This is a genomic window from Chryseobacterium sp. A321, assembly GCF_054489265.1.
Genome location: NZ_JBTMWZ010000001.1, coordinates 804325 through 826135 on the forward strand (window position 1 = coordinate 804325; position 21811 = coordinate 826135).

32 protein-coding genes are annotated in these 21811 nt (G+C 39.9%); 27 read left to right on the top strand and 5 right to left on the bottom strand.

All coding sequences use genetic code 11. The features are described 5' to 3' along the window. Positions 1-18: 18 nt before the first annotated feature. The 5 genes from ACX3PZ_RS03800 to ACX3PZ_RS03820 form a co-directional block, all read right to left on the bottom strand. Positions 19-789 (bottom strand): TrmH family RNA methyltransferase, encoded by a 771-nt coding sequence (locus tag ACX3PZ_RS03800; RefSeq protein ID WP_459083225.1) that lies wholly within the window; start codon positions 787-789, stop codon positions 19-21. Next, on the bottom strand, positions 779-2305 hold the full coding sequence (locus ACX3PZ_RS03805; RefSeq protein ID WP_459111979.1) for a DNA recombination protein RmuC: 1527 nt from the start codon (positions 2303-2305) through the stop codon (positions 779-781). The genes ACX3PZ_RS03800 and ACX3PZ_RS03805 overlap by 11 nt, the downstream gene beginning before the upstream one ends. Positions 2306-2360: 55 nt before the next feature. Further along, positions 2361-2858, bottom strand: coding sequence for a YciI family protein (locus ACX3PZ_RS03810; RefSeq protein ID WP_459083227.1), 498 nt, complete (start codon positions 2856-2858; stop codon positions 2361-2363). Positions 2859-2861: 3 nt separating this feature from the next. Further along, positions 2862-4040 (bottom strand): nicotinate phosphoribosyltransferase, encoded by a 1179-nt coding sequence (gene pncB / locus ACX3PZ_RS03815; RefSeq protein WP_459083228.1) that lies wholly within the window; start codon positions 4038-4040, stop codon positions 2862-2864. A gap of 91 nt (positions 4041-4131) precedes the next feature. Next, positions 4132-4608 (bottom strand): Dps family protein, encoded by a 477-nt coding sequence (locus tag ACX3PZ_RS03820; protein ID WP_459083229.1) that lies wholly within the window; start codon positions 4606-4608, stop codon positions 4132-4134. 331 nt (positions 4609-4939) lie between these two features. Here ACX3PZ_RS03820 and rpsL point away from each other — a divergent pair, with 331 nt between their 5' ends. From rpsL to rplO, 27 genes are all read left to right on the top strand, one after another. Continuing rightward, the gene (gene rpsL / locus ACX3PZ_RS03825; protein ID WP_459083230.1) at positions 4940-5344 is read left to right on the top strand and encodes a 30S ribosomal protein S12; all 405 of its coding nucleotides are present in this window, start codon (positions 4940-4942) and stop codon (positions 5342-5344) included. A 25-nt stretch (positions 5345-5369) separates the two neighbouring features. Continuing rightward, positions 5370-5846, top strand: coding sequence for a 30S ribosomal protein S7 (gene rpsG / locus ACX3PZ_RS03830; RefSeq protein WP_459083231.1), 477 nt, complete (start codon positions 5370-5372; stop codon positions 5844-5846). A gap of 6 nt (positions 5847-5852) precedes the next feature. After that, the gene (gene fusA / locus ACX3PZ_RS03835) at positions 5853-7970 is read left to right on the top strand and encodes an elongation factor G (protein WP_459083232.1); all 2118 of its coding nucleotides are present in this window, start codon (positions 5853-5855) and stop codon (positions 7968-7970) included. Between the two features lie 19 nt (positions 7971-7989). Beyond that, a complete protein-coding gene (gene rpsJ, locus ACX3PZ_RS03840) occupies positions 7990-8295 on the top strand; it encodes a 30S ribosomal protein S10 (RefSeq protein ID WP_002661363.1) in 306 nt (101 codons plus the stop codon). 194 nt (positions 8296-8489) lie between these two features. Then, positions 8490-10661, top strand: coding sequence for a TonB-dependent siderophore receptor (locus ACX3PZ_RS03845; protein WP_459083233.1), 2172 nt, complete (start codon positions 8490-8492; stop codon positions 10659-10661). Positions 10662-10679: 18 nt separating this feature from the next. Then, positions 10680-11288, top strand: coding sequence for a hypothetical protein (locus ACX3PZ_RS03850; protein ID WP_459083234.1), 609 nt, complete (start codon positions 10680-10682; stop codon positions 11286-11288). An 87-nt stretch (positions 11289-11375) separates the two neighbouring features. Beyond that, a complete protein-coding gene (locus tag ACX3PZ_RS03855) occupies positions 11376-12578 on the top strand; it encodes a PepSY-associated TM helix domain-containing protein (RefSeq protein ID WP_459083235.1) in 1203 nt (400 codons plus the stop codon). 229 nt (positions 12579-12807) lie between these two features. Further along, positions 12808-13431 carry a 50S ribosomal protein L3 gene (gene rplC, locus ACX3PZ_RS03860; protein WP_459083236.1) on the top strand — a complete coding sequence of 208 codons (624 nt, stop codon included), beginning with the start codon at positions 12808-12810 and terminating at the stop codon, positions 13429-13431. After that, complete coding sequence (gene rplD, locus ACX3PZ_RS03865) at positions 13422-14051, top strand: 50S ribosomal protein L4 (protein WP_459083237.1); 630 nt, start codon at positions 13422-13424, stop codon at positions 14049-14051. Before rplC ends, rplD begins: the two co-directional genes overlap by 10 nt. Before the next feature lie 3 nt (positions 14052-14054). Beyond that, a complete protein-coding gene (gene rplW, locus ACX3PZ_RS03870; RefSeq protein ID WP_459083238.1) occupies positions 14055-14342 on the top strand; it encodes a 50S ribosomal protein L23 in 288 nt (95 codons plus the stop codon). A 28-nt stretch (positions 14343-14370) separates the two neighbouring features. Continuing rightward, on the top strand, positions 14371-15192 hold the full coding sequence (rplB, locus tag ACX3PZ_RS03875; RefSeq protein WP_459083239.1) for a 50S ribosomal protein L2: 822 nt from the start codon (positions 14371-14373) through the stop codon (positions 15190-15192). Positions 15193-15194: 2 nt separating this feature from the next. Then, positions 15195-15473 carry a 30S ribosomal protein S19 gene (gene rpsS / locus ACX3PZ_RS03880; protein WP_459083240.1) on the top strand — a complete coding sequence of 93 codons (279 nt, stop codon included), beginning with the start codon at positions 15195-15197 and terminating at the stop codon, positions 15471-15473. Positions 15474-15475: 2 nt separating this feature from the next. Further along, complete coding sequence (gene rplV / locus ACX3PZ_RS03885; RefSeq protein ID WP_459083241.1) at positions 15476-15874, top strand: 50S ribosomal protein L22; 399 nt, start codon at positions 15476-15478, stop codon at positions 15872-15874. A 7-nt stretch (positions 15875-15881) separates the two neighbouring features. Further along, on the top strand, positions 15882-16616 hold the full coding sequence (gene rpsC, locus ACX3PZ_RS03890; RefSeq protein WP_459083242.1) for a 30S ribosomal protein S3: 735 nt from the start codon (positions 15882-15884) through the stop codon (positions 16614-16616). A gap of 96 nt (positions 16617-16712) precedes the next feature. Next, positions 16713-17138, top strand: a complete 426-nt coding sequence (rplP, locus tag ACX3PZ_RS03895) for a 50S ribosomal protein L16 (protein WP_459083243.1) — start codon at positions 16713-16715, stop codon at positions 17136-17138. 11 nt (positions 17139-17149) lie between these two features. Then, positions 17150-17335, top strand: coding sequence for a 50S ribosomal protein L29 (gene rpmC / locus ACX3PZ_RS03900; RefSeq protein ID WP_459083244.1), 186 nt, complete (start codon positions 17150-17152; stop codon positions 17333-17335). A 12-nt stretch (positions 17336-17347) separates the two neighbouring features. Further along, positions 17348-17602, top strand: coding sequence for a 30S ribosomal protein S17 (gene rpsQ / locus ACX3PZ_RS03905; RefSeq protein ID WP_459083245.1), 255 nt, complete (start codon positions 17348-17350; stop codon positions 17600-17602). Further along, a complete protein-coding gene (rplN, locus tag ACX3PZ_RS03910; protein ID WP_459083246.1) occupies positions 17602-17970 on the top strand; it encodes a 50S ribosomal protein L14 in 369 nt (122 codons plus the stop codon). Before rpsQ ends, rplN begins: the two co-directional genes overlap by 1 nt. Before the next feature lie 19 nt (positions 17971-17989). Then, positions 17990-18310, top strand: a complete 321-nt coding sequence (gene rplX / locus ACX3PZ_RS03915; RefSeq protein ID WP_459083247.1) for a 50S ribosomal protein L24 — start codon at positions 17990-17992, stop codon at positions 18308-18310. Positions 18311-18321: 11 nt separating this feature from the next. Next, complete coding sequence (rplE, locus tag ACX3PZ_RS03920) at positions 18322-18873, top strand: 50S ribosomal protein L5 (RefSeq protein WP_459083248.1); 552 nt, start codon at positions 18322-18324, stop codon at positions 18871-18873. A 2-nt stretch (positions 18874-18875) separates the two neighbouring features. Next, positions 18876-19145: a 30S ribosomal protein S14 gene (rpsN, locus tag ACX3PZ_RS03925; protein WP_194738719.1), complete on the top strand. Its 270-nt coding sequence runs from the start codon at positions 18876-18878 to the stop codon at positions 19143-19145. A 132-nt stretch (positions 19146-19277) separates the two neighbouring features. Then, complete coding sequence (gene rpsH / locus ACX3PZ_RS03930; protein WP_459083249.1) at positions 19278-19676, top strand: 30S ribosomal protein S8; 399 nt, start codon at positions 19278-19280, stop codon at positions 19674-19676. Between the two features lie 18 nt (positions 19677-19694). Next, positions 19695-20240 (top strand): 50S ribosomal protein L6, encoded by a 546-nt coding sequence (gene rplF / locus ACX3PZ_RS03935; RefSeq protein ID WP_459083250.1) that lies wholly within the window; start codon positions 19695-19697, stop codon positions 20238-20240. Between the two features lie 14 nt (positions 20241-20254). Beyond that, complete coding sequence (gene rplR / locus ACX3PZ_RS03940; protein WP_459083251.1) at positions 20255-20602, top strand: 50S ribosomal protein L18; 348 nt, start codon at positions 20255-20257, stop codon at positions 20600-20602. A 19-nt stretch (positions 20603-20621) separates the two neighbouring features. Further along, entirely contained in the window at positions 20622-21146 is a 525-nt protein-coding gene (gene rpsE, locus ACX3PZ_RS03945; RefSeq protein WP_459111980.1) for a 30S ribosomal protein S5, read from the top strand. A gap of 12 nt (positions 21147-21158) precedes the next feature. After that, positions 21159-21338 (top strand): 50S ribosomal protein L30, encoded by a 180-nt coding sequence (rpmD, locus tag ACX3PZ_RS03950; RefSeq protein WP_459083253.1) that lies wholly within the window; start codon positions 21159-21161, stop codon positions 21336-21338. Positions 21339-21353: 15 nt separating this feature from the next. Next, positions 21354-21803, top strand: a complete 450-nt coding sequence (gene rplO / locus ACX3PZ_RS03955) for a 50S ribosomal protein L15 (RefSeq protein WP_459083254.1) — start codon at positions 21354-21356, stop codon at positions 21801-21803. Positions 21804-21811 lie beyond the last annotated feature (8 nt).

Sequence of the window (21811 nt, forward strand, 5' to 3'; positions counted from 1 at the left end):
GGCTTTAGATGCAATTATCTATTTTTCCATTTTTTGCCTTACGATCTCATAACAGCTTATTGCAACGGCATTGCTTAAGTTGAGTGAGTCAATGGTACCTACCATAGGAATAAGAGTGTTTTGGCCCTTGTTTTCCCAAAATGAGGAGAGTCCTGAATGCTCAGTCCCGAAGAGGATGGCTGATTTTTTTGTTAGATCTTTGGAAGGAAGTGACTTGGACGTTTGGTCCATTAAGGTGGTTAGGATCTGAAAGCTATTTTCTTGCAAAAACGAGTGCAACTCTTCATTGTTTGAAGTGTAGACCTGAAGCCCAAACAAACAACCCACACTAGAACGAATTACGTTAGGATTGTATAAATCTACCTTTGGATCGCTGATAATTAACGCATCGATACCAAAAGCCTCGCAGCTGCGAAGAATGGCTCCTAGATTGCCTGGCTTTTCAATTCCTTCCAGAACAATAACTGAGGCGTTGGAAGCGGGTTTGTACTCGGATAGTTCACTTTCTTTTGCTTTGTAGACACCTAGGATCCCTTCGGAACTTCCCCTATAGGCAATCTTTTCGTAGACCGTAGAGGAAACAAGATAAATTTTTGAATTCGGAAGAGGTTCGTGGTAGTAATCTTCGCATATATAAAACTCAAGGGGCTCGTAGTGGAAATCAAGAGCTCTTTTATTCTCCTGTCTACCTTCTACAAAAAAGATTCCTTGTTTTTTGCGCTCTTGATTTTTCGTCAAAAGTCGAGTGAGGGTCTTTATTTTTTCATTTTGCGCACTTTCAATTCTCATTCGTATGGTTTTCTAGGGTGGCATCATTGCCGACTTCGGACTGTTCAATTATGGTTTGCGAGAATTCTTTTTTGCTTTTGATTCCCAGCGCTTTCATTTTTTGGGTTTGATGAATCAAATTGTCTCTTCCGGTGTTAAGTTGCTTGTAGGCTTCGTTGTATGTGTTTTGAGCAGCATCTATGTTTTTCCCAACCTTTTCTAGGTTTTCCACGAACGAGACGAACTTGTCGTAAAGTTTAGTGCCTCTTTCCGCAATTTCAATCGCATTTCGATTTTGGTATTCCCGTTTCCACAAATCTGCAATTAGCTTAAGCGAAGTGATCAAGTTGTTTGGACTGAGAAGCAGAATTCTTTTGTCGTAGGCGTAATTCCAAAGAGTAGAATCGTGCTGCATAGCTGCAATATAGGCGGCTTCGTTAGGAACGAACATCATTACGAAGTCTAGGGATTTCCCATAATCATCGTACGCTTTTTGAGAGAGTTGGAGGATGTGATTCTTCATAGAACCTACATGCAGCTTTAGATGCGATTCGTACGTGTCGGGATCGGTTTCGTCAATTAGGGCTGAGTAGGCCGTTAAAGAAACTTTGGAGTCAATGATGACACTGCGATCGTCTGGGTATTTAACCACCGCATCCGGACGCATTTTCTTTCCAGAGAACTCGGAAAAGAGTGCTTTTTGATCTTGGTCAGTTAATTGATGCTCCATGAAGTACTCCCGTCCTTTTACCAGTCCGGACTTTTCTAGTATGCTCTCCAAAATCATTTCGCCCCAGTTTCCTTGGGTTTTGCTTTCTCCTTTTAAGGCGCGCGTTAGGTTTTTCGCATCTTGGGAAATTTGTTGATTTAGTTGGGCTAGTTCCTTTACTTTTTCTCCAAGGGAGAATCGTTCCTTAGACTCCTTTTCATAAGATTCGCTTACTTTGGTTTTAAGTTCTTGAATCTTGTCTTGAAAGGGCTCGAGGATTAGTTTGAGATTGGATTGGGTCGTCTGGGAAAATTTGGTTGATTTCTCTTCAAAGATTTTATTGGCGAGATTTTCAAACTGCTGTTTGGACTGCTCATGTAGTTTTTCTACTTCCTGGACATGGGATTCGATTTTGCTGCGCAGTTGCTTGTTTTCTTCAAAGAGTTGCGTTTTTTGTCCAAATAAGGTTTGCTCCTCCGTTCGGAAAGTTTCTAATTGAGCTAAAAGATCTTTCGTGCGCTCTTTTTCTTCATCGTAGCGTTGGGTTTGACTTTCAAATTTTGCATGGATACCGGCCTGAGTCTCTCGGGCTATCTCTAACGCAGCTTCTAGCTCCTTTCTTTTAGCTTGATCCTGCTCGAGTTGCCCTTGCAAATGCTCCATTTGTTTGATCGCATTTTGCTGTTCTGTTCTAATTTGAATGAATTTCTCATTCAAATCTTCAAATTGACTTCGCTTTACGCTCGAAGATTTGTTTAAAAAATAGGCGATTAGACCGCCGAGTAAAATACCCAGTACGAGTCCTACAATCAGATATATGGTTTCCATGGTTCAAAAGTACGAAACTATGTGAGTACAATCAAGAGCAAAGCTAGGGGATTCCTTAGGGGTTTTGTTTCGCGATTTTCTTGTGAATTTTTAGGTGGGTACCTATAGCGGCAGAGCCATACCAGGGTAAAATCTCAGCTTCAAAGATCCCTTCACTCAGCGTGGGGTCGCCCTTCAATAGTTCTTTTGCCTCCTCCTCTGTCTTGCAATTTAGAAGAAAAATTCCGCGATACTTTCGTGTGTTTGCAGTCGAAAACGGACCTGCAATCACCAGTTTTCCAGAATCTGCCAATGCATTTATATTTGCAAAATGGCCTTTGAAAAGTTCTGCTCTTTGGACAGGGTCGGTTAGTTCCTTGTCCTTAGGTCCTGTTTTTAGAATGACCAAGATGTAAGATTTCATTCCATAGTCATCTGCGCCCAAGGAGTCTGCTAGTTTTTGGTCAAAATTCGGGTTTAGGATTTCCTTGTCTTGCTCAGCTGCTTTGTTTTGTGCATTTGCAAAGCAAAAGCTAAAGAACAGGCCAACAAAAATGAGATGGAAAGTGCGCATTTTCTAATCTTTTATTTGTAAGAATTCTTTGGCAAGCTTAATCATACTCGGATCACCCGTGTACTTGCCATGCTCGTCAGAAAGTTTGATTGTGGGGATCCAATCTCCATTATGGCCTTGAACTCCAATGAGCTTCATGACAATGTTCATGGGCTTTAGACCCACGTCGTTCGTGAGGTTGGTGCCGATTCCAAACGAAGTGCCGATTTTTCCTTCGCAATAGTTACGAATTTCTTCCACTTTGGTTAGGTTCAGTCCATCGGAAAAGATGATGTATTTATAGAGTGGGTTGATTCCATTGTTTACGTAATGGGCAATGGTCATGTCTGCGAATTCCATAGGATCTCCACTGTCGTGACGGACTCCATCAAATAGTTTTGCAAACTTTTTGTCAAATTGCTGAAAAAACACTTCCGTGGTGTAGGTGTCCGAAAGAGCGACTCCTAGATCCCCGCGGTAGATATCCACCCAATGTTCTAAGGCGAGTTTGTTTGCCATTTTAAATCCAAACTCCGCCCCATGGAACATGAACCATTCGTGCGCATGCGTCCCAATGGGCTTCACTCCATATTTCATTGCGAAGTGAACGTTTGAGCTTCCCGTGAATTTCGTGTTTTGATTTTGAACCAGGGAGTTCACAACCATGTCGTGCACTTTGTAGGAGTGGCGACGACGGGTGCCAAACTCTGCAAAAGTGACCCCAAGTTCAACCAGTTTTTGTGCTTTTCGATCCGTCGTTTCGATGACCGTTTCGTTGGAATCTCTTTCCATATGATTTAGAACATAATGGAGTTCGGAGATAAGAGCTAAAAGGGGGACCTCCCAAAGGATTGTTCGATACCATAGGCCCTCGACCCAAACTTTCAGTTCATTTCCCTCCTGTTCAATATGGACCTCTGAAGGATCGTAATGGTAACCTTCTAAAAAGTCAAGATACGGAAGGTCAATGTAGGGACATGTGGTTTGCAGATAGGACTTTTCTGCTTTGGTTAACTTAAGTTCTGCCATTGCGTTTACGGCCTGACGGAGCTCCTGCGCAAATCCGGGAGGAAAGAAGTGTTGCCCCCGGTTGATGAATTCGTATTTTACACTTTGGGTAGGAAACAGTTTTACAACTGCATTTTGCATTGTGAATTTGTAGAAATCATTGTCTAGGATGGAGTTGAATCGAACGTCTGCCATATATTGTTTACTAAGTAAATACAAATGTAACGAAACAGATCATAAAAAAATCGCCACGAGGGGCGATTTTCGAAAAACTTGGATAAAGCTTTTATTTTCTTAAATACGCATTATACATCCATACTTCTTTTTCTTGTTCGGTCACATAATCACTCATTTGAGAGTTGGTTCCTTCGTCTCCTGCTTTTTCGCTCAAATCGAGAAGTTCTCTCTGCAAATCAATCACGATTTTAAAAGAGTGTAGAATGTTTTCGACCGCTTTTACAGGGTCGCTCACTTCCTTACTTTCCTTGATCGTTGAGATTTCAAGATAATCTGAATAGTTGTGTAGGGGAGTCCCATCGAGGGTTAGAATTCGCTCTGCGATTTCATCAATTTTTAAAACTAAATTATTGTAAAGCTCTTCAAATTTGGGATGCAAGGTGAAAAATTGATCTCCTGTAATGTTCCAATGAGCCCCTCTTGTGTTTTGGTAAAAAATAGAGTAATTGGCAAGTAGAGTATTTAATTTACCTGCGATTTCTTCGCAGTCGGCCTTAGCCAGACCGATAATAGCATGTCTTTTCATATCGCTTGTTTTTAAGTTTCTTGTTTGATTAAGACAAAGGTAGGAAGAATCGATGGCGATACCCAAAGCATCGAATAGAAGGTTTCAATCTGCATGATATTCAATATGATTTGCGAAGTGTGAACTTTGATTATGTTCCTGTTCACCCTCTACTTTTTGATTGAGATAGACCTTTGATCCTCCAAATCACAAGGGGTCCACCATTTATGTTTGGGAAAATCTGGGGTAATTCATTGACTATGAAGCGAGGCAAATGTTGAAATTATGGCAAGAGCTATTGCCAAATAAAAAATATTCACTACTTTTGCACCCTAAAATAAAAAGCAATTAAATGCCTACTATTCAACAATTAGTTAGAAAAGGAAGAGCCACGCTTGCCAAGAAGAGCAAATCGGCTGCCCTTGAATCCAGTCCACAAAGACGAGGAGTATGTACGAGAGTATATACGACTACTCCTAAGAAACCGAACTCTGCACTTAGAAAAGTTGCAAGGGTAAGACTTTCTAATGGGAAGGAAGTCAACGCTTATATCCCGGGCGAAGGACACAATCTTCAAGAGCACTCGATAGTATTGGTACGTGGAGGAAGGGTGAAAGACCTACCGGGAGTACGTTATCACATTGTTAGAGGAGCCTTAGACACCGCTGGTGTTAACGGAAGAACCCAAAGAAGATCCAAGTATGGAGCTAAGAGACCAAAACCAGGTCAAGCGGCTGCAACTGGTAAGAAAAAGTAATCATTAATTATTTAGAAACGAAACAATGAGAAAGACAAAAGCGAAAAAAAGACCGTTGTTACCGGATCCGAAGTTTAATGATCAACTGGTAACACGATTTGTAAATAACTTAATGCTCGATGGTAAGAAATCGATCGCATTTAAGATATTCTACGATGCATTAGATTTAGTAGAAGCGAAAAAAGGAGAAACTGAAAAGACTTCTCTTGACATCTGGAAAGATGCGCTAACCAATGTAATGCCACACGTAGAAGTACGTTCAAGAAGAGTTGGGGGTGCAAACTTCCAAATTCCAATGCCGATTCGTGCAGACAGAAAAATTTCAATGGCCATGAAATGGTTAATCAAATATTCTAAAGCAAGAAACGATAAATCAATGGCTCTTAAGTTAGCGACTGAAATTATCGCGGCTGCAAAAGAAGAAGGTGCTGCTTACAAGAAGAAATCCGATACGCACAAAATGGCAGAAGCCAACAAAGCGTTCTCACACTTTAAATTCTAATCTGAAATGGCAAGAGACCTTAAATACACAAGAAATATTGGTATCGCTGCTCACATTGATGCAGGTAAAACCACCACGACAGAAAGAATTTTATTCTATACGGGTAAAACTCACAAACTGGGAGAAACCCACGAAGGTTCTTCTCAGATGGACTGGATGGAGCAGGAAGCTGAAAGAGGGATTACAATCCAATCTGCAGCAACTACTTGTAGTTGGGTGTTCCCTCGTAAAGACGGACAACCTACACCTGAGTCAAAAGATTACCACTTCAATATTATTGATACCCCGGGACACGTTGACTTTACCGTAGAGGTAAACCGCTCGTTAAGAGTACTTGACGGTCTTGTTTTCTTATTCTCTGCCGTAGACGGTGTGGAGCCTCAATCGGAAACGAACTGGAGACTTGCAGACAACTACAAAGTAGCCCGTATGGGATTCGTTAATAAGATGGACCGTCAAGGTGCAGACTTCTTAATGGTAGTGAAGCAAGTAAAAGAAATGCTTGGATCGAATGCCGTTCCAATCGTACTTCCTATTGGTGCAGAAGAAGACTTTGTTGGGGTTGTAGACCTTATCAAGAACAGAGCGATCGTTTGGCATGACAATACACAAGGGGCAACCTTTGACGTAGTGCCAATTCCAGAGGATATGAAAGAAGAAGTTCACGAATATAGAGAGAAGTTAGTAGAAGCAGTAGCGGATTATGACGACACTCTAATGGAGAAATTCTTCGAAGATCCAGATTCTATTTCAGAAGACGAAATCAACGAAGCCCTAAGAAAAGCGACAATCGATATGTCGATTATCCCAATGACTTGTGGTTCTTCATTCAAGAACAAAGGAGTTCAGTTTATGCTGGATGCGGTATGTAAATACCTTCCTTCTCCAATGGATAAAGAAGCGATTGATGGAACCGATCCAAAAACAGACGAGCCTATTACAAGAAGACCTGACGTAACCGAACCATTCGCTGCGTTAGCGTTTAAAATTGCGACGGATCCATTTGTGGGACGTTTAGCATTCTTCAGAGCTTATTCTGGAAGATTGGATGCAGGATCTTACGTTCTTAACAACAGATCAGGTAACAAAGAGAGAATCTCTAGAATCTACCAAATGCACGCAAACAAGCAAAATCCAGTGGAGTATATCGAGGCTGGAGATATTGGTGCTGCTGTTGGATTTAAAGATATCAAAACAGGAGATACTCTTTCTGATGAGAAAAACCCAATTGTTTTAGAATCTATGTTGTTCCCAGATCCAGTGATCGGGATTGCAGTAGAGCCGAAAACAAAAGCGGACCAGGATAAAATGGGGAACGCTCTTGCTAAATTAGCAGAAGAAGATCCAACATTCCAAGTAAAAACAGACGAAGCTTCAGGTCAAACGATCATCTCCGGAATGGGAGAGCTTCACTTAGATATCATCGTAGACCGTATGAGACGCGAATTCAAAGTGGAAGTAAATCAAGGTCAACCTCAAGTAGAGTACAAAGAAGCACTTACTGCGAAAGCATCTCACCGTGAAGTTTATAAAAAGCAATCGGGTGGACGTGGTAAATTTGCTGACATTGTATTTGAAATTGGTCCTGCAGACGAAGACAAACCAGGTCTTACCTTTGTGAATGAAATTAAAGGAGGTAACATTCCAAAAGAATTCATTCCATCGGTTGAGAAAGGATTTAAGGAATCTATGAAAAACGGTCCTTTGGCTGGATTCGAAGTAGAGTCCATGAAAATTACACTGAAAGACGGATCTTTCCACGCAGTGGACTCGGATCAACTTTCTTTTGAACTTGCAGCGAAAATGGGATTCAGAGAATCCGGTAGAGCAGCGAAAGCCGTGATCATGGAACCGATCATGAAACTTGAAGTAGTGACTCCTGAAGAATACATGGGAGATATCGTAGGGGACCTTAACAGAAGAAGAGGAACCGTAAACGGTATGGACGATAGAAACAATGCGAAAGTAATTAAAGCATTTGTCCCACTTTCTGAAATGTTTGGTTATGTGACTTCGTTAAGAACCTTGTCTTCTGGTAGAGCAACCTCTTCCATGGAGTTCGAGAAATACGAAGCAGCACCTAACAATATTGCTGAAGATGTAATCGCGAAAGCTAAAGGTTAATTTTTAAAATTAGATTAAAATGTCACAAAGAATTAGAATAAAACTTAAGTCTTACGATTACAATTTAGTAGATAAATCTGCTGAGAAAATCGTAAAAACTGTAAAAGCTACAGGGGCTGTTGTAAATGGACCTATTCCATTGCCAACCAACAAGAGAATCTTTACTGTGTTAAGATCTCCTCACGTGAACAAGAAAGCGAGAGAGCAATTCCAATTGTCCGCACACAAGCGTCTAATGGATATCTACTCTTCTTCTTCGAAAACGGTTGATGCTCTAATGAAGCTAGAACTTCCAAGTGGAGTAGACGTTGAGATCAAAGTATGATCCTTGTTTACTCACTATAACTCAAAACCGCTCTTAGGAGCGGTTTTTTTTTGGTACTTCCAATTCTAAATTAGCCAATCTTATTTAGAATAGTTCTAGATTAATTTTAAATAACTGATATTTGTCATTCTAAGTCCTTATTTAGACTAATTAAAAATTGTAATTTTGGGCATCGAAAAAAACGACAGTTACTTATGAGAAAATCAATAATTATTGCCGCTGTCTTAGGATCTATGGGGATCTTTGCCCAACAAAAAAAGGATTCTATCCCGGCCGTAACACAAATAGAAGAGGTAAACTTATTTGGAGCCAGTGCTGCCCAGCCGGAAGGTCTTGAGATGATTACTCGTATGCCTCTCAAAACTAGAGATCAAATTCAAAGCATATCAGTTCTTTCTTCCAAAGTGATTGAAGACTTAGGGGGACTTAGTGTAACCGATGTCGTAAAGAACATTCCAGGCGTTACGCAATTTGCCTCTTATGGCGGAACTAAGGAAAGTATGACAATCCGTGGATACCGCGGAGTACCTGTACTTAAAAATGGAGTTCGCATGGACAGTGATTTTAGAACGAGCTCTATGCTAACGGATATGCAAGGAGTAGAATCCATCCAAGTAATTAAAGGATCGGCCGCCGTTACCCAGGGAGTGGCTAGTGGATTAGGAGATGCTGGGGGAGTGATTAATATTGTGACTAAGAAACCGCATTTCATTAACAAGGGAAGTGTGGGAGTGCGTTACGGAAGTTGGGATTTATACAGAGGTTTTCTCGATGTACAACGTGTTCTGGACCCTGCAAAGAAAGTAGGAGTTAGACTAAATGCTTCGTATCAAAACAACCAGAGCTTTAGAGACAATGTTCAGGGAGAAAGAGTTTACATTAATCCTTCCGTCGCTTACCGAATAAGCGATCGAACGGAAGTAAGTGTGGAAATGGATTATTTCAATTCCAATTTAACTCCAGACCGAGGGACCGTGAACTTAGGCCCTGGAAGTGAAAATCACATTTACGAAATGCCAAAAGGAAACTTTTTAGGTTTCAAAACGGACAATAGCCATACCACGACTATTAATTTAGCGACGAATTTTACTCACCGACTAAGTGATAAATTGAAGTTACGCGCTGCTTATTACAATTCTTCTTATACAAATGACAATATTTCTTCTTCCCTAGGAAAAGGATCGAGTTCGACGGGGTACGCTATTTTGTCTCGTTCTTTAGGACGAAGCGAAAGAGAAGACAACAACCAAACGTTGCAATTCGATTTCATTGGACAAGATGTGTATACGGGCTCTATTAAGCATACGTTTCAAACAGGGTTTGACTGGACGCAATCCAATGTGGATACCTATTCGTATGCGACCAAGTCGAATGTCGATCAAATCAATGTACTCGAGAAAATTAACAATACACTTCCTGCAGGAGTCAATCTTGATTTTGGATCGAGACCGGATGCTGTCAATACAAAAAACAGTACCTACGGACTTATTGCACAAGACGTGATCACAATCAATCCATTCTTAAAAGCAGTTCTTGGACTTCGCTATAGCCATTTGAATGGACTCGATGCAGAAACTGTAAAAGATGCTTGGAACCCGACCTTAGGTTTAATGGTTTCCCCACGAGAGAATATGAATATCTTCGCGTCCTATACTTCAACCACTTCTTTACGAGGTGCAAACAATCCTCTTGAAGGAGGTGGAATTGTAGGGTCAGAAAGAACAGATCAAGTTGAGGCCGGATTGAAATCGGACTGGTTCCAAGAAAAACTTAGATTCAATGTGACTTTGTTTCATATGAATACAGACAATCTTTCCTACACCATCTTAAATGAACAAGGACAGTCGACAGGTCTTTATGGTCTTGCGGGGAAACTGGTTCGTTCGGGTGTGGATTTAGAACTAATTGGTAAGGTAATGACCAATCTGCAGGTGATGGCTGGGTACTCGTACTTAGATGCGAAGTATAAGGAATCTCCTGCCTATATGGACGATTCTGCTCCTATGAACACTCCTTCACACACTGCGAACGGATGGGTAAACTACAAATTTAACGAAGGGACACTTCGAGGTCTTGATTTCGGAGTCGGTGCTTATTTTGTGGGGGCGAGACCGGTGGACAATTACACAAAGAAAACCATCCAATCGACCCACGTAAATTCCGTGGAACCCGGAGTGAAACCGTTTGAACTTGATAGCTATGCTACACTCGAAGCGCAAGTAGGATACCAAATGGGAAATCTCGGACTGAGAGTTTTCCTTAACAACTTAACCGATGTGGTGAATTATAGTTCTTATTTCCGAGGAGGCTATTTGGATCAGATTCAACCGCGCAATGCTTCTGTACAATTGACATATAAATTCTAATCTTATAAAACTGAAAAAATGAAATTAATCAAAACTCTGTTGTCTTTTGCTCTTGTCATGCTCGTAGTGGCTTGTTCAAAAGAAGGAAAGAAAAGAATGGCTGACTATTCTATCATTCAAAAAGAATTGAATTTGGATAGTGAAACCTCAACGACCTTTAAAGCCATCACCGACAAATACGATGAGTCTCGTAAGAGCTTCCGAGCGACCCTTGGTGAACACCCGGACCGTGTCACTCTTTTCTCTAAATACGAAGAGTTCCAAGCGAGTCAAGATGGGGAAGTAGCGAAGATTTTAACCCCTGAGCAAATGGCGAAGTACAGTAAGTTTGTAGATGAGAACACAAGAAAGAGACCAAGGTACAACAATGCGACTTTGGCCCTGATTCAATCTGAAGCGCAATTGGATGAATCCCAAATGCAAGTGGTCAATGCGGCGAATGATGCTTTTGAGAAGTCCTATTCCGATGCGCACGACTTGTATCATGGCAATCCCGAACTTGGCAAAGAATATTGGACGAAGTTTGATGCGCAAAGAAAAGCAGCGATTGAGTCCGTTTTAAGCCCAGAACAAAAAGCGGCCTATACGGAAGTCGTGAAAGATATTTCTAATACTAGCAAAAAGTAAGTGACTTTAAGTAAGTCTATTTTCATCCCTTTAATTTAATTACGGAAAGTTGAACCTTTAGAGGTTCAGCTTTCTGTAAATATAGTCATGAGCAACGTAAAGAAGAGTTTATTTCGAAAACGCCGAAAGAAGGAGAGTCGTCTGAAGTACTTCATGTTTCTTTCTCATTTATGGTTAGGGCTACTTAGCGGAGTCGTCATTATGCTGCTGTGTATTTCAGGCTGCCTTTACTCCTTTAAAACGCAAATTATTGAGTACTATAACTCGGATAAAGTTTTTGTACAAGCGAAGGGACAGAAGCCCATTAGTCCAAAGAAGCTACAGGATCTATTAGAGGCTAAGGACCATAAACTCAATAGCATTCATTTGCCAAAGGAGGCTGATCGCGCATGGAGCTTTTCCTATTTTGATAAGCAAGAAAATTTAAAAAGCACGTATTTTAATCCCTATACGCAAAAAGAGCTGGGAACAAGCGATGCAGCACTGGATTCCTTTTTTCAAGTCGTACTTGATTTTCACCGAACCTTTCTCTTGGGCGATTTTGGGCGCCAAATCTTAGGGGTGGGGGTTCTTATGTTCTTGTTTTTAATGCTGAGCGGTTTTGTTCTATGGCTACCCAAAAAACTTAAGTATCTTAAGCAAAGTTTTACGATAAAATTTAGGGCTAAATTTCAGAGAGTAAATTATGATTTTCATAAAGTGGTTGGGTTTTATTCCATGCTGCTACTCGCTTTTATTTCGGTGACTGGAATTTACGTTACTTATCCGTGGGTAAAGAGTGGACTTATCGTAGCTCTTGGGGGAGAGGCTCTAAGTCAAATTAATTCTGAGAACGAATTAGAAGGTTCAGGGGATTTTGCTGCCCTGATGCAAGACATGCTGAAGAGACAAGATGAAAAGAAGCAAGTGCCTGAGCAAAAAACAGCCACGCTCGCGGAAATTGTAGATAAGGTTCAAAAAGAATTTCCAGCCAAGGCAAGTCTTACCATAGAATTCCCGAACTCTGAAAACCCTCGCTTCATGGTGAAGAGGAGGCATAATGAGAATACACTTCGCTTCATTGTGGAGGATGAACTTAGTTTTGATCGAACTGGGGGGCTACAGACCAAAGAGATTTTTCTAGACAAGCCCCTAAACAAACAGTTTTCTGCTTTAGCAAAACCGCTTCATACGGGCGAAATCATGGGACTCTCTGGTATTATTGTATACTTTATCGTCACTTTGATTGGCGCATTACTTCCATTGAGTGGATTTTTGATCTGGTGGAACCGCGCACGAAAACTAAAATAAAGCTAAAGCTCTGAACGGGAGCTCTTCCGAGTTTAAGCACTAGATTCAAAAGCTAGTTTGCACATTCTTTGTTATTTTTCTGAAATTAATTTAACTCACTGTTTGTCAGTTAAAAAAATATCCTTAAATTTGCACACTCATTTTAGGGGAGAAGTGTGCCTAATTGAATCATAGAAATCACTTACAAACCGAAATGAAATCGTTGAAAACAGTAACTATATATTAAATAATGTCAGGTATTATTGGAAAAAAAATCGGGATGACTTCCCTGTTTGACGAAAGCGGAAAAAACATTCCGTGTACCGTTATTCAGGCGGGGCCTTGCTCGGTTTTACAGGTCAGAACCGTAGAAGCTGATGGCTATAGCGCCGTGCAGCTAGGTTTCGATGACAAGAGTGAAAAGAACGTTGGTAAAGCGTTAGCCGGCCATTTTAAAAAGGCAGGTTCTACTCCAAAAGCTAAATTGGTAGAATTCGTACACGGATCTACGGAATTAAGCGTTGGAGATGAAGTAAATGTAAAACTTTTTGGAGAAGGAGAGTACGTGGATGTAACCGGTACCTCTAAAGGTAAAGGATTCCAAGGGGTAGTAAAAAGACACAACTTTGCGGGTGTTATGCAAGCGACTCACGGTCAGCATAACCGACTAAGAGCACCAGGTTCCATTGGAGCAGGTTCTGACCCATCTAGAGTATTCAAGGGCATGAGAATGGCCGGAAGAATGGGAGGTAAGCAAGTGACGGTTCAAAACCTTCAGGTGTTAAAAGTGGATGAAGAACAAAATCTTTTAGTTGTAAAAGGTGCTGTTCCAGGGGCTAAAAATTCATATGTAATTGTAAGAAGATGGAACTAGTAGTATTAAATAATTCAGGGAAAGAAACCGGAAGAAAAGTTACTCTTGACGAATCTGTTTTCGGAATTGAGCCTAACCAACACGCGGTTTACTTAGAAGTAAAACAATACCTGGCTGCACAAAGACAGGGAACCCATAAGTCGAAAGAAAGAAGCGAAATTACCGGTTCTACTAAGAAACTTAAGAAACAAAAAGGATCTGGATCTGCACGTTACGGGGATATCAAATCACCAATCTTCAAAGGAGGAGGACGTATTTTTGGTCCAAAACCAAGAGACTACAGATTCAAATTGAACAAAGCGCTTAAGAGACTTGCTAAAAAATCTGTTCTTTCACAGAAGCTGAAAGACAACAGCATTAAAGTCCTTGAAGATTTGAGCTTGAACGCTCCTAAAACCAAAGATTTCATCAGCGTATTGAACGCATTGGAATTGAACGGTAAGAAGTCTCTGTTCATTCTTCCTGAAGCGAATAAGAATGTGTATTTATCTTCAAGAAATTTACCTAAAACAAGAGTATTGAGCTATACTGAGATTAGTTCTTACGATCTTGTAAATGCAGGTGAGATTATTTTCTTCGAAGGTGCAATTGAAAAATTCCAGGAAAACTTAAAGAAATAAATCATGTCAGTTATTATTAAACCAGTTATTTCAGAGAAAGCCAACTACCTTACCGAATTAAGAGGGGCTTATTCTTTCTTAGTAGATACTAAGGCGAATAAAATCCAAATTAAAGGGGCTGTAGAAGAAGCTTACGGAGTGAAAGTAGCGGACGTTAGAACCATGATTTATGCGCCTAAAGTTTCTGCGAAACACACAAAAAAGGGTCTTCAAGTAGGAAAGACAAACAAATTGAAAAAAGCAGTAATTACCCTTCAAGAAGGGGAAGTACTAGATATTTTTTCAGTATAAATAAGTATTAATAGTATAAATAATAGTAATGTCTGTTAGAAAATTAAAACCTATCACCCCGGGACAGAGATTCAGAGTTGTAAATAACTTTGAGGAAATTACTACCAACAAACCAGAGAAGTCTCTAACTGTTGGTATTAAAAAGTCAGGCGGACGTAACCAAACTGGTAAAATGACCATGCGTTACACCGGAGGTGGACACAAAAAGAAATACAGAATTATCGACTTCAAAAGAAATAAATTTGACGTTGAAGCAACCGTTAAGTCTGTAGAGTACGATCCAAACAGAACTGCTTTTATCGCACTTCTAGAATACACAGATGGAGAGAAGAGATACATCATCGCTCCTGCAGGTATCCAAGTGGATCAAAAAGTAGTGTCTTCAGAATCAGCGGAACCTAATGTAGGGAACGTAATGAAGTTAAAGAACGTACCTTTAGGTACTGTGATTTCTTGTGTAGAACTTAGACCAGGACAAGGAGCAATCCTTGCGAGATCTGCAGGTTCATCCGCACAATTAACTTCAAGAGACGGAAAATACGCGATCGTTAAACTTCCTTCAGGGGAGTCTAGAATGATCCTTACGGAATGTCTTGCAATGATTGGTTCTGTATCCAATCACGACCATATGCTTACCGTTTCTGGTAAAGCAGGTAGAAGTAGATGGCTTGGTAGAAGACCTAGAACGAGAGCGGTTGTAATGAACCCAGTCGATCACCCAATGGGTGGTGGTGAAGGTCGTTCTTCAGGTGGACACCCAAGATCAAGAAACGGAATGCCGGCCAAAGGGTACAAAACCAGAAAGAAAAACAAAGTTTCTAACCGTTACATCGTATCTAAAAGAAAATAATTATGGCAAGATCACTTAAAAAAGGACCATTCATTCATCATACTTTAGATAAGAAGGTTCAGGCAAATATTGAGTCTGGTAAGAAGACAGTAATCAAAACGTGGTCCAGAGCATCGATGATCTCTCCAGACTTCGTAGGACACACCATCGCAGTGCACAATGGAAAATCTTTTATTCCTGTATACGTGACTGAAAACATGGTAGGTCATAAGTTAGGCGAATTTTCTCCGACAAGATCTTTTAGAGGTCACGGTGGTAACAAAAATAAAGGTAGCAGATAATCATGGGATCAAGAAAACAAGATAGCGCAATCGCTCAAAAAATAGCAAAGAAAGACGTGGTACAAGCCCGTCTTAACGACTGCCCATCTTCTCCTAGAAAAATGAGATTAGTTGCTGATATCATCAGAGGAGAAAGCGTAGACAAAGCTTTATACATTCTTAAATTTTCTAAGAAAGAAGCGTCAAACAAATTGGAGAAGCTTTTGCTTTCTGCAATGGCAAACTGGCAAACGAAAAACGAGGGGGCTGACATTGAGGAAGCAAACCTTATCGTGAAAGAAATCTACGTGGATAGTGCAAGACAATTGAAGAGACTAAGACCGGCTCCACAAGGAAGAGGTCATAGAATCAGAAAGAGATCTAACCACGTGACATTAATTTTAGGGAACAAAGAAATTTAATCAAGGTATGGGACAGAAGACAAATCCAATTGGTAACAGATTAGGTATCATCAGAGGATGGGATTCGAACTGGTATGGTGGAAAAGATTATGGAGACAGAATCGCAGAAGACTATAAAATCAGAAGATACCTTGATGCTAGATTATCTAAAGGTGGGGTTTCAAAAATCTACATCGATAGAACCTTAAAATTAGTAACTGTAACAATTACGACTGCTAGACCGGGACTTATCATCGGGAAAGGAGGACAAGAGGTTGATAAATTGAAAGAAGAATTGAAAAAACTTACCGGTAAGGAAGTTCAAATCAATATTTTCGAAATCAAGAGACCAGAACTTGACGCTGTATTAGTAGCAGATAGCATTGCAAAGCAAATTGAAAACCGTATTTCTTACAGAAGAGCGGTAAAGATGGCCATTGCAAGTAGCATGAGAATGGGAGCGGAAGGAATCAAAGTAATGGTTTCTGGACGTTTGAACGGAGCTGAAATGGCAAGAAGTGAATCTTTCAAAGACGGAAGAATTCCACTTTCTACTTTCAGAGCTGATATCGATTATCATTGGGCTGAAGCGCACACGACTTACGGAAGACTAGGCATCAAAGTCTGGATCATGAAAGGAGAAGTTTATGGAAAAAGAGACTTAACTCCACTTGTAGGTCAACAACAGAAGAAATCGGCTCCAAGAGGAGAGCGTTCGGATAGAGGTGGCGATAGAAGACCAAGAAGAAACAATAATAATTAAAATTTTAGATTAGACGTTTTTAATTTTAAATTACCGTTACTTTTTTAAAATGAGAAAATCTAAAATCTAAAATCTAAAATCTAAAATTTAGAAATTATGTTACAACCAAGAAGAACCAAATTTCGTCGTGTTCATAAGATGAAGATGAAGGGAAGTGCGCAGAGAGGATCTCAATTAGCGTATGGAACTTTTGGAATCAAGGCCACAGACGGAGCTTGGATTACTGCAAGACAAATAGAGGCTGCGCGTATTGCTGCAACTCGATATATGAAAAGAGAAGGGCAACTATGGATTAAAATATTCCCAGACAAGCCAATTACCAAAAAACCTGCGGAAGTACGTATGGGGAAAGGAAAAGGTGCTGTAGAATATTGGGTAGCTGTAGTTAAGCCTGGTAAAATTATGTTTGAAGTGGGTGGAGTTCCTTATGAAGTTGCAAAAGAAGCTCTTCGTTTGGCCGCTCAAAAATTACCAATCGTCACTAAGTTCGTGGTGGCTAACGATTTTGTTAAACCTGAATAAATCTTTGAATTATGAAAAATGCGGAAATCAAAAATTTAAGCGCAGGGGATCTACAAGCTAAGCTAGCTGAAGTAAAAGCAGAATTCATTAAATTGAAACTTGCTCATAAAATCAGCCCAGTAGAAAACCCAATTCAAATCAGAGATTTGAGAAAGACGATCGCTAGATTAAATACTGAGTTAACTAACAAACAATAATTTCATTTACCAATGGAAAGAAATTTAAGAAAAGAAAGAATCGGAGTTGTTTCCAGCAACAAAATGGAAAAAACTATTGTTGTTAGTGAAACATTGAAAATGAAACACCCGATGTATGGAAAATTCGTTACCAAAACGAAGAAGTACACGGCACACGACGAAAACAACGAGTGCAACGAGGGGGACACTGTTCTTATCCAAGAAACAAGACCTCTTAGTAAAAGCAAGAATTGGAGATTAGTAAGAATCATTGAAAAAGCTAAGTAATGTTACAAACAGAATCAAGATTAAAAGTAGCTGACAATACTGGTGCAAAAGAAGTACTAGTGATCAGAGTTCTGGGAGGAACCAGAAGAAGATATGCTTCCGTTGGTGATAAGATCGTAGTGACTATCAAAGATTCTACACCACAAGGAAACGCGAAAAAAGGACAAGTATCCAAAGCGGTTGTTATACGCACAAAGAAAGCAGTGAGAAGAAAAGATGGTTCTTACATCAAATTCGACGACAATGCTTGTGTGTTACTTAACGCAGCTGGAGAAATGAGAGGTACGCGTGTTTTTGGACCGGTAGCTCGTGAGTTGAGAGACAAAGAATACATGAAAGTCATTTCATTGGCTCCCGAAGTACTTTAATTTTTAAAATTTAAGAAGAATGACAAAAGTTAAAATTAAAAGAGGAGACCAGGTACTAATTACAACCGGTAAGAACAAAGGTTCTAAAGGGGAAGTACTTGAAGTGATCAAAAAAGAAGGAAAAGATCCAAGAGTAGTAGTTGCGGGAGCAAACATCGTGAAAAAACACGTAAAGCCCTCTGCTTCTAACCCTCAAGGTGGTATCGTAGAGAAGGAAGCTTCTATTCATATTTCTAACGTCGCTTTGATGGACAAAGACGGAAAAGCAACGAAAGTAGGAACGAAAGTAGAAGGTGACAAAAAAGTGAGAGTTGCTAAATCAACCGGTGAAACTTTATAATGCATAAGACAATGGAATTTATAGCAAGACCTAAAACAATATATAAAGAGAAAATTGTTCCTGCGATGATGGAAGAGTTTGGGTACAAATCTGTAATGCAGGTACCTAAATTAGAAAAAATCGTAATTTCCCAAGGTTTGGGAGCTGCAACTGCGGATAAAAAAATCGTAGATTATGCAGTGGAAGAATTGACAATGATCACTGGCCAAAAAGCAGTAGGAACACTTTCAAAGAAAGACGAAGCTGCATTCAAATTAAGAAAAGGAATGCCAGTAGGTGCAAGAGTGACTTTAAGAGCGATTAGAATGTATGAATTCTTAGATCGTCTTACGTCTTCTGCACTTCCGAGAATTAGAGATTTCAACGGCATCAAAGCAGATGGCTTCGATGGTAGAGGAAACTATAACTTAGGAATTACCGAACAAATCATTTTTCCTGAAATCGTAATTGACAAAGTGAAAAAGATCCAAGGGATGGACATTACGTTTGTAACTTCTGCGAAAACAGACAAAGAAGCAAAAGCGTTGTTAACTCATTTCGGTTTACCTTTCAAAAAGAACTAAGAATGGCTAAAGAATCAATGAAAGCGCGTGAGCGCAAAAGAGAAGCAATGGTTGCTAAATATGCTGAGAAAAGAAAGGCTTTGAAAGAGGCTGGCGATTACGAAGCATTACAAAAACTTCCTAAAAACGCTTCCCCTGTAAGACTTCACAACAGATGTAAACTTACAGGAAGACCTAGAGGATATATGAGAACTTTTGGTTTGTCTAGAGTAACATTTAGAGAAATGGCCAATCAAGGACTTATCCCAGGGGTTAAGAAAGCAAGTTGGTAACAATTTATTTTAAATCAAGATAATTAAGTTTAAGTCCTAGTCGAAAGTTATTTTCAGATAACTTAACTCGAAATTAGCCTTCGACGGATTTAAATACTGATTATTCTCAACCAATAACAACAAAAACGAAAAATGGTAACAGATCCAATTTCAGATTTCCTAACTAGAGTAAGGAACGCACAAAGCGCAGGCCACAAGGTGGTGGAAATTCCTGCATCGAAAATCAAAAAGGAGATTACGAAGATTCTATTTGATCAAGGGTACATTTCAAACTACAAGTTTGAAGAGAGCTCTGTTCAAGGGAACATCAAAATCGCTTTGAAGTACGACAAACTATCCGGTAAACCCGCGATCAAATCTATCCAGAGAGCTTCTAGACCTGGACTTAGATATTATGCAGGTTCTACTGAACTTCCAAGAGTTCTTAACGGATTAGGAATCGCTATTATCTCAACTTCGAAAGGAGTAATGACAGGTAAACAAGCGAAGAGCGACAAAGTAGGCGGTGAAGTAATCTGCTATGTTTATTAATTTTTTAAAATAAGGAAAATGTCAAGAATTGGTAAAGCAATTATAAATATTCCTTCTGGAGTGACGGTAACAGAGTCTAATGGCGTTGTTACTGTGAAAGGCCCGAAAGGGGAACTTTCACAAACTCTTACGGATGGGATCGCTTTAGAGCAAAAAGACGGAGTTCTTACAGTAACTCGCCCTTCTGAATCTAAGCAGCACAAAGCGCTTCACGGTTTATACAGAGCGCTTATTAACAACATGATCATTGGAACCAACGAAGGTTTCACCAACAAGCTTGAGCTTGTAGGGGTAGGATATAGAGCTTCTCATTCAGGTCAAAAACTTGAATTGGCTTTAGGTTTCTCCCACGGGATCGTTCTAGAACTTCCAAGCGAAGTGAAACTAGAAACATTAACTGAAAAGGGTAAAAACCCAATTATTACTTTGTCTTCACACGACAAGCAGCTATTAGGAATGGTATCTGCTAAAATCAGATCTTTCAGAAAGCCTGAGCCGTACAAAGGTAAAGGGGTGAGATTCGTAGGTGAAATCGTGAGAAGAAAAGCTGGTAAATCTGCTTAATAAATTTTAAGAAAATGGCACTGAATAAATTACAGAAAAGAAACAGGATCAAAAGAAGAGTAAGAGGAAAAATCTCTGGCTCTGCTGAACTGCCAAGATTATCCGTATACAAAAGTAATAAGGAAATTTACGCACAGTTGATCGACGACAAAGAGGGAAAAACCCTTGCTTACGCGTCTTCAAGAGCGTTAAAAGCGACAGGAAATAAAGTGGAAGTTTCAATGCAAGTGGGGAAAGCCATTGCAGAGGTTGCAAAAGCAGCTGGAATTGAAACTATAGTGTTCGACAGAAACGGTTTCGTGTACCATGGTAGAGTGAAAGCTTTAGCGGAGGGAGCGAGAGAAGGCGGACTTAAATTCTAATCATATAATTTCGGAAACAATGTTTGGACAAGATAATATCGAAAAAGTAAAACCGGGAGGATTAGAACTTAAAGATCGCCTCGTATCGGTGAACAGAGTAACTAAGGTAACCAAAGGGGGACGTGCATTTGGATTCTCTGCTATTGTAGTAGTAGGAGACGAAGCCGGAATCGTGGGTTACGGTTTAGGGAAATCAAAGGAAGTTGCAACTGCAATTTCAAAAGCAGTCGAAGACGCGAAAAAGAATTTGGTTAAAATTCCGGTAACAAAAGAAGGAACTATCTACCACGAGGCAAAAGCTCGTTTTGGTGGGGCAGACATCTTTATGAAGCCAGCTTCGCATGGTACAGGGGTTATCGCAGGTAACACCGTACGTATCGTAGTGGAATCGGCTGGTATTAAAGACATTCTTACAAAATCTAAAGGATCTTCTAATCCACATAACATGGTAAAAGCAACTTTCAAGGCGCTTTTAGAAATTAGAACTCCAGAAGAAATCGCAAGAATGCGTGGTGTATCTCTTGATAAAGTATTTAAACACTAAAAGTTTTAAAAAATGGCAACAATTAAAGTAAAGCAAGTAAGAAGTGCTATTGGTAGAACAAAATCTCAAAAGAGAACTCTTGAGGCTTTGGGTTTAAAGAAATTACACCAAGTAGTAGAACACGAAGCAACCCCTTCTATCTTAGGAATGGTAGCTGCCGTGAGACATTTAGTAGAAGTTCAGGAAAACTAATCAAATTTAATTACAATGAAATTAAATACTATACAACCGGCTAGCGGAGCTACTCACAATTCCAAAAGAATTGGTAGAGGTCAGGGAAGCGGAAAAGGCGGTACTTCAACCAAAGGACATAAGGGTCAGAAGTCAAGATCTGGGTATTCTCAGAAGATTGGTTTCGAAGGAGGGCAGATGCCACTTCAAAGAAGACTTCCTAAGTTCGGTTTCAACAACGTGAATAGAAAAGAGTTTAGAGGAATCAATTTAGATTCAATTCAAACCCTAATTGATACGAAAGGTCTTACTGGTGATATCACTAAAGACGTATTAGTAGCAAACGGTTTAGCCTCTAAGAATGACCTTGTGAAAATCATGGGTCGTGGCGAGTTCAAAGCAGGAGTTTCGATTACTGCCGACAAATTCACCAAATCTGCGGAAGAATTAATTTCAAAAGCAGGAGGTAAAGCAATTACTCTTTAATCTCTTAT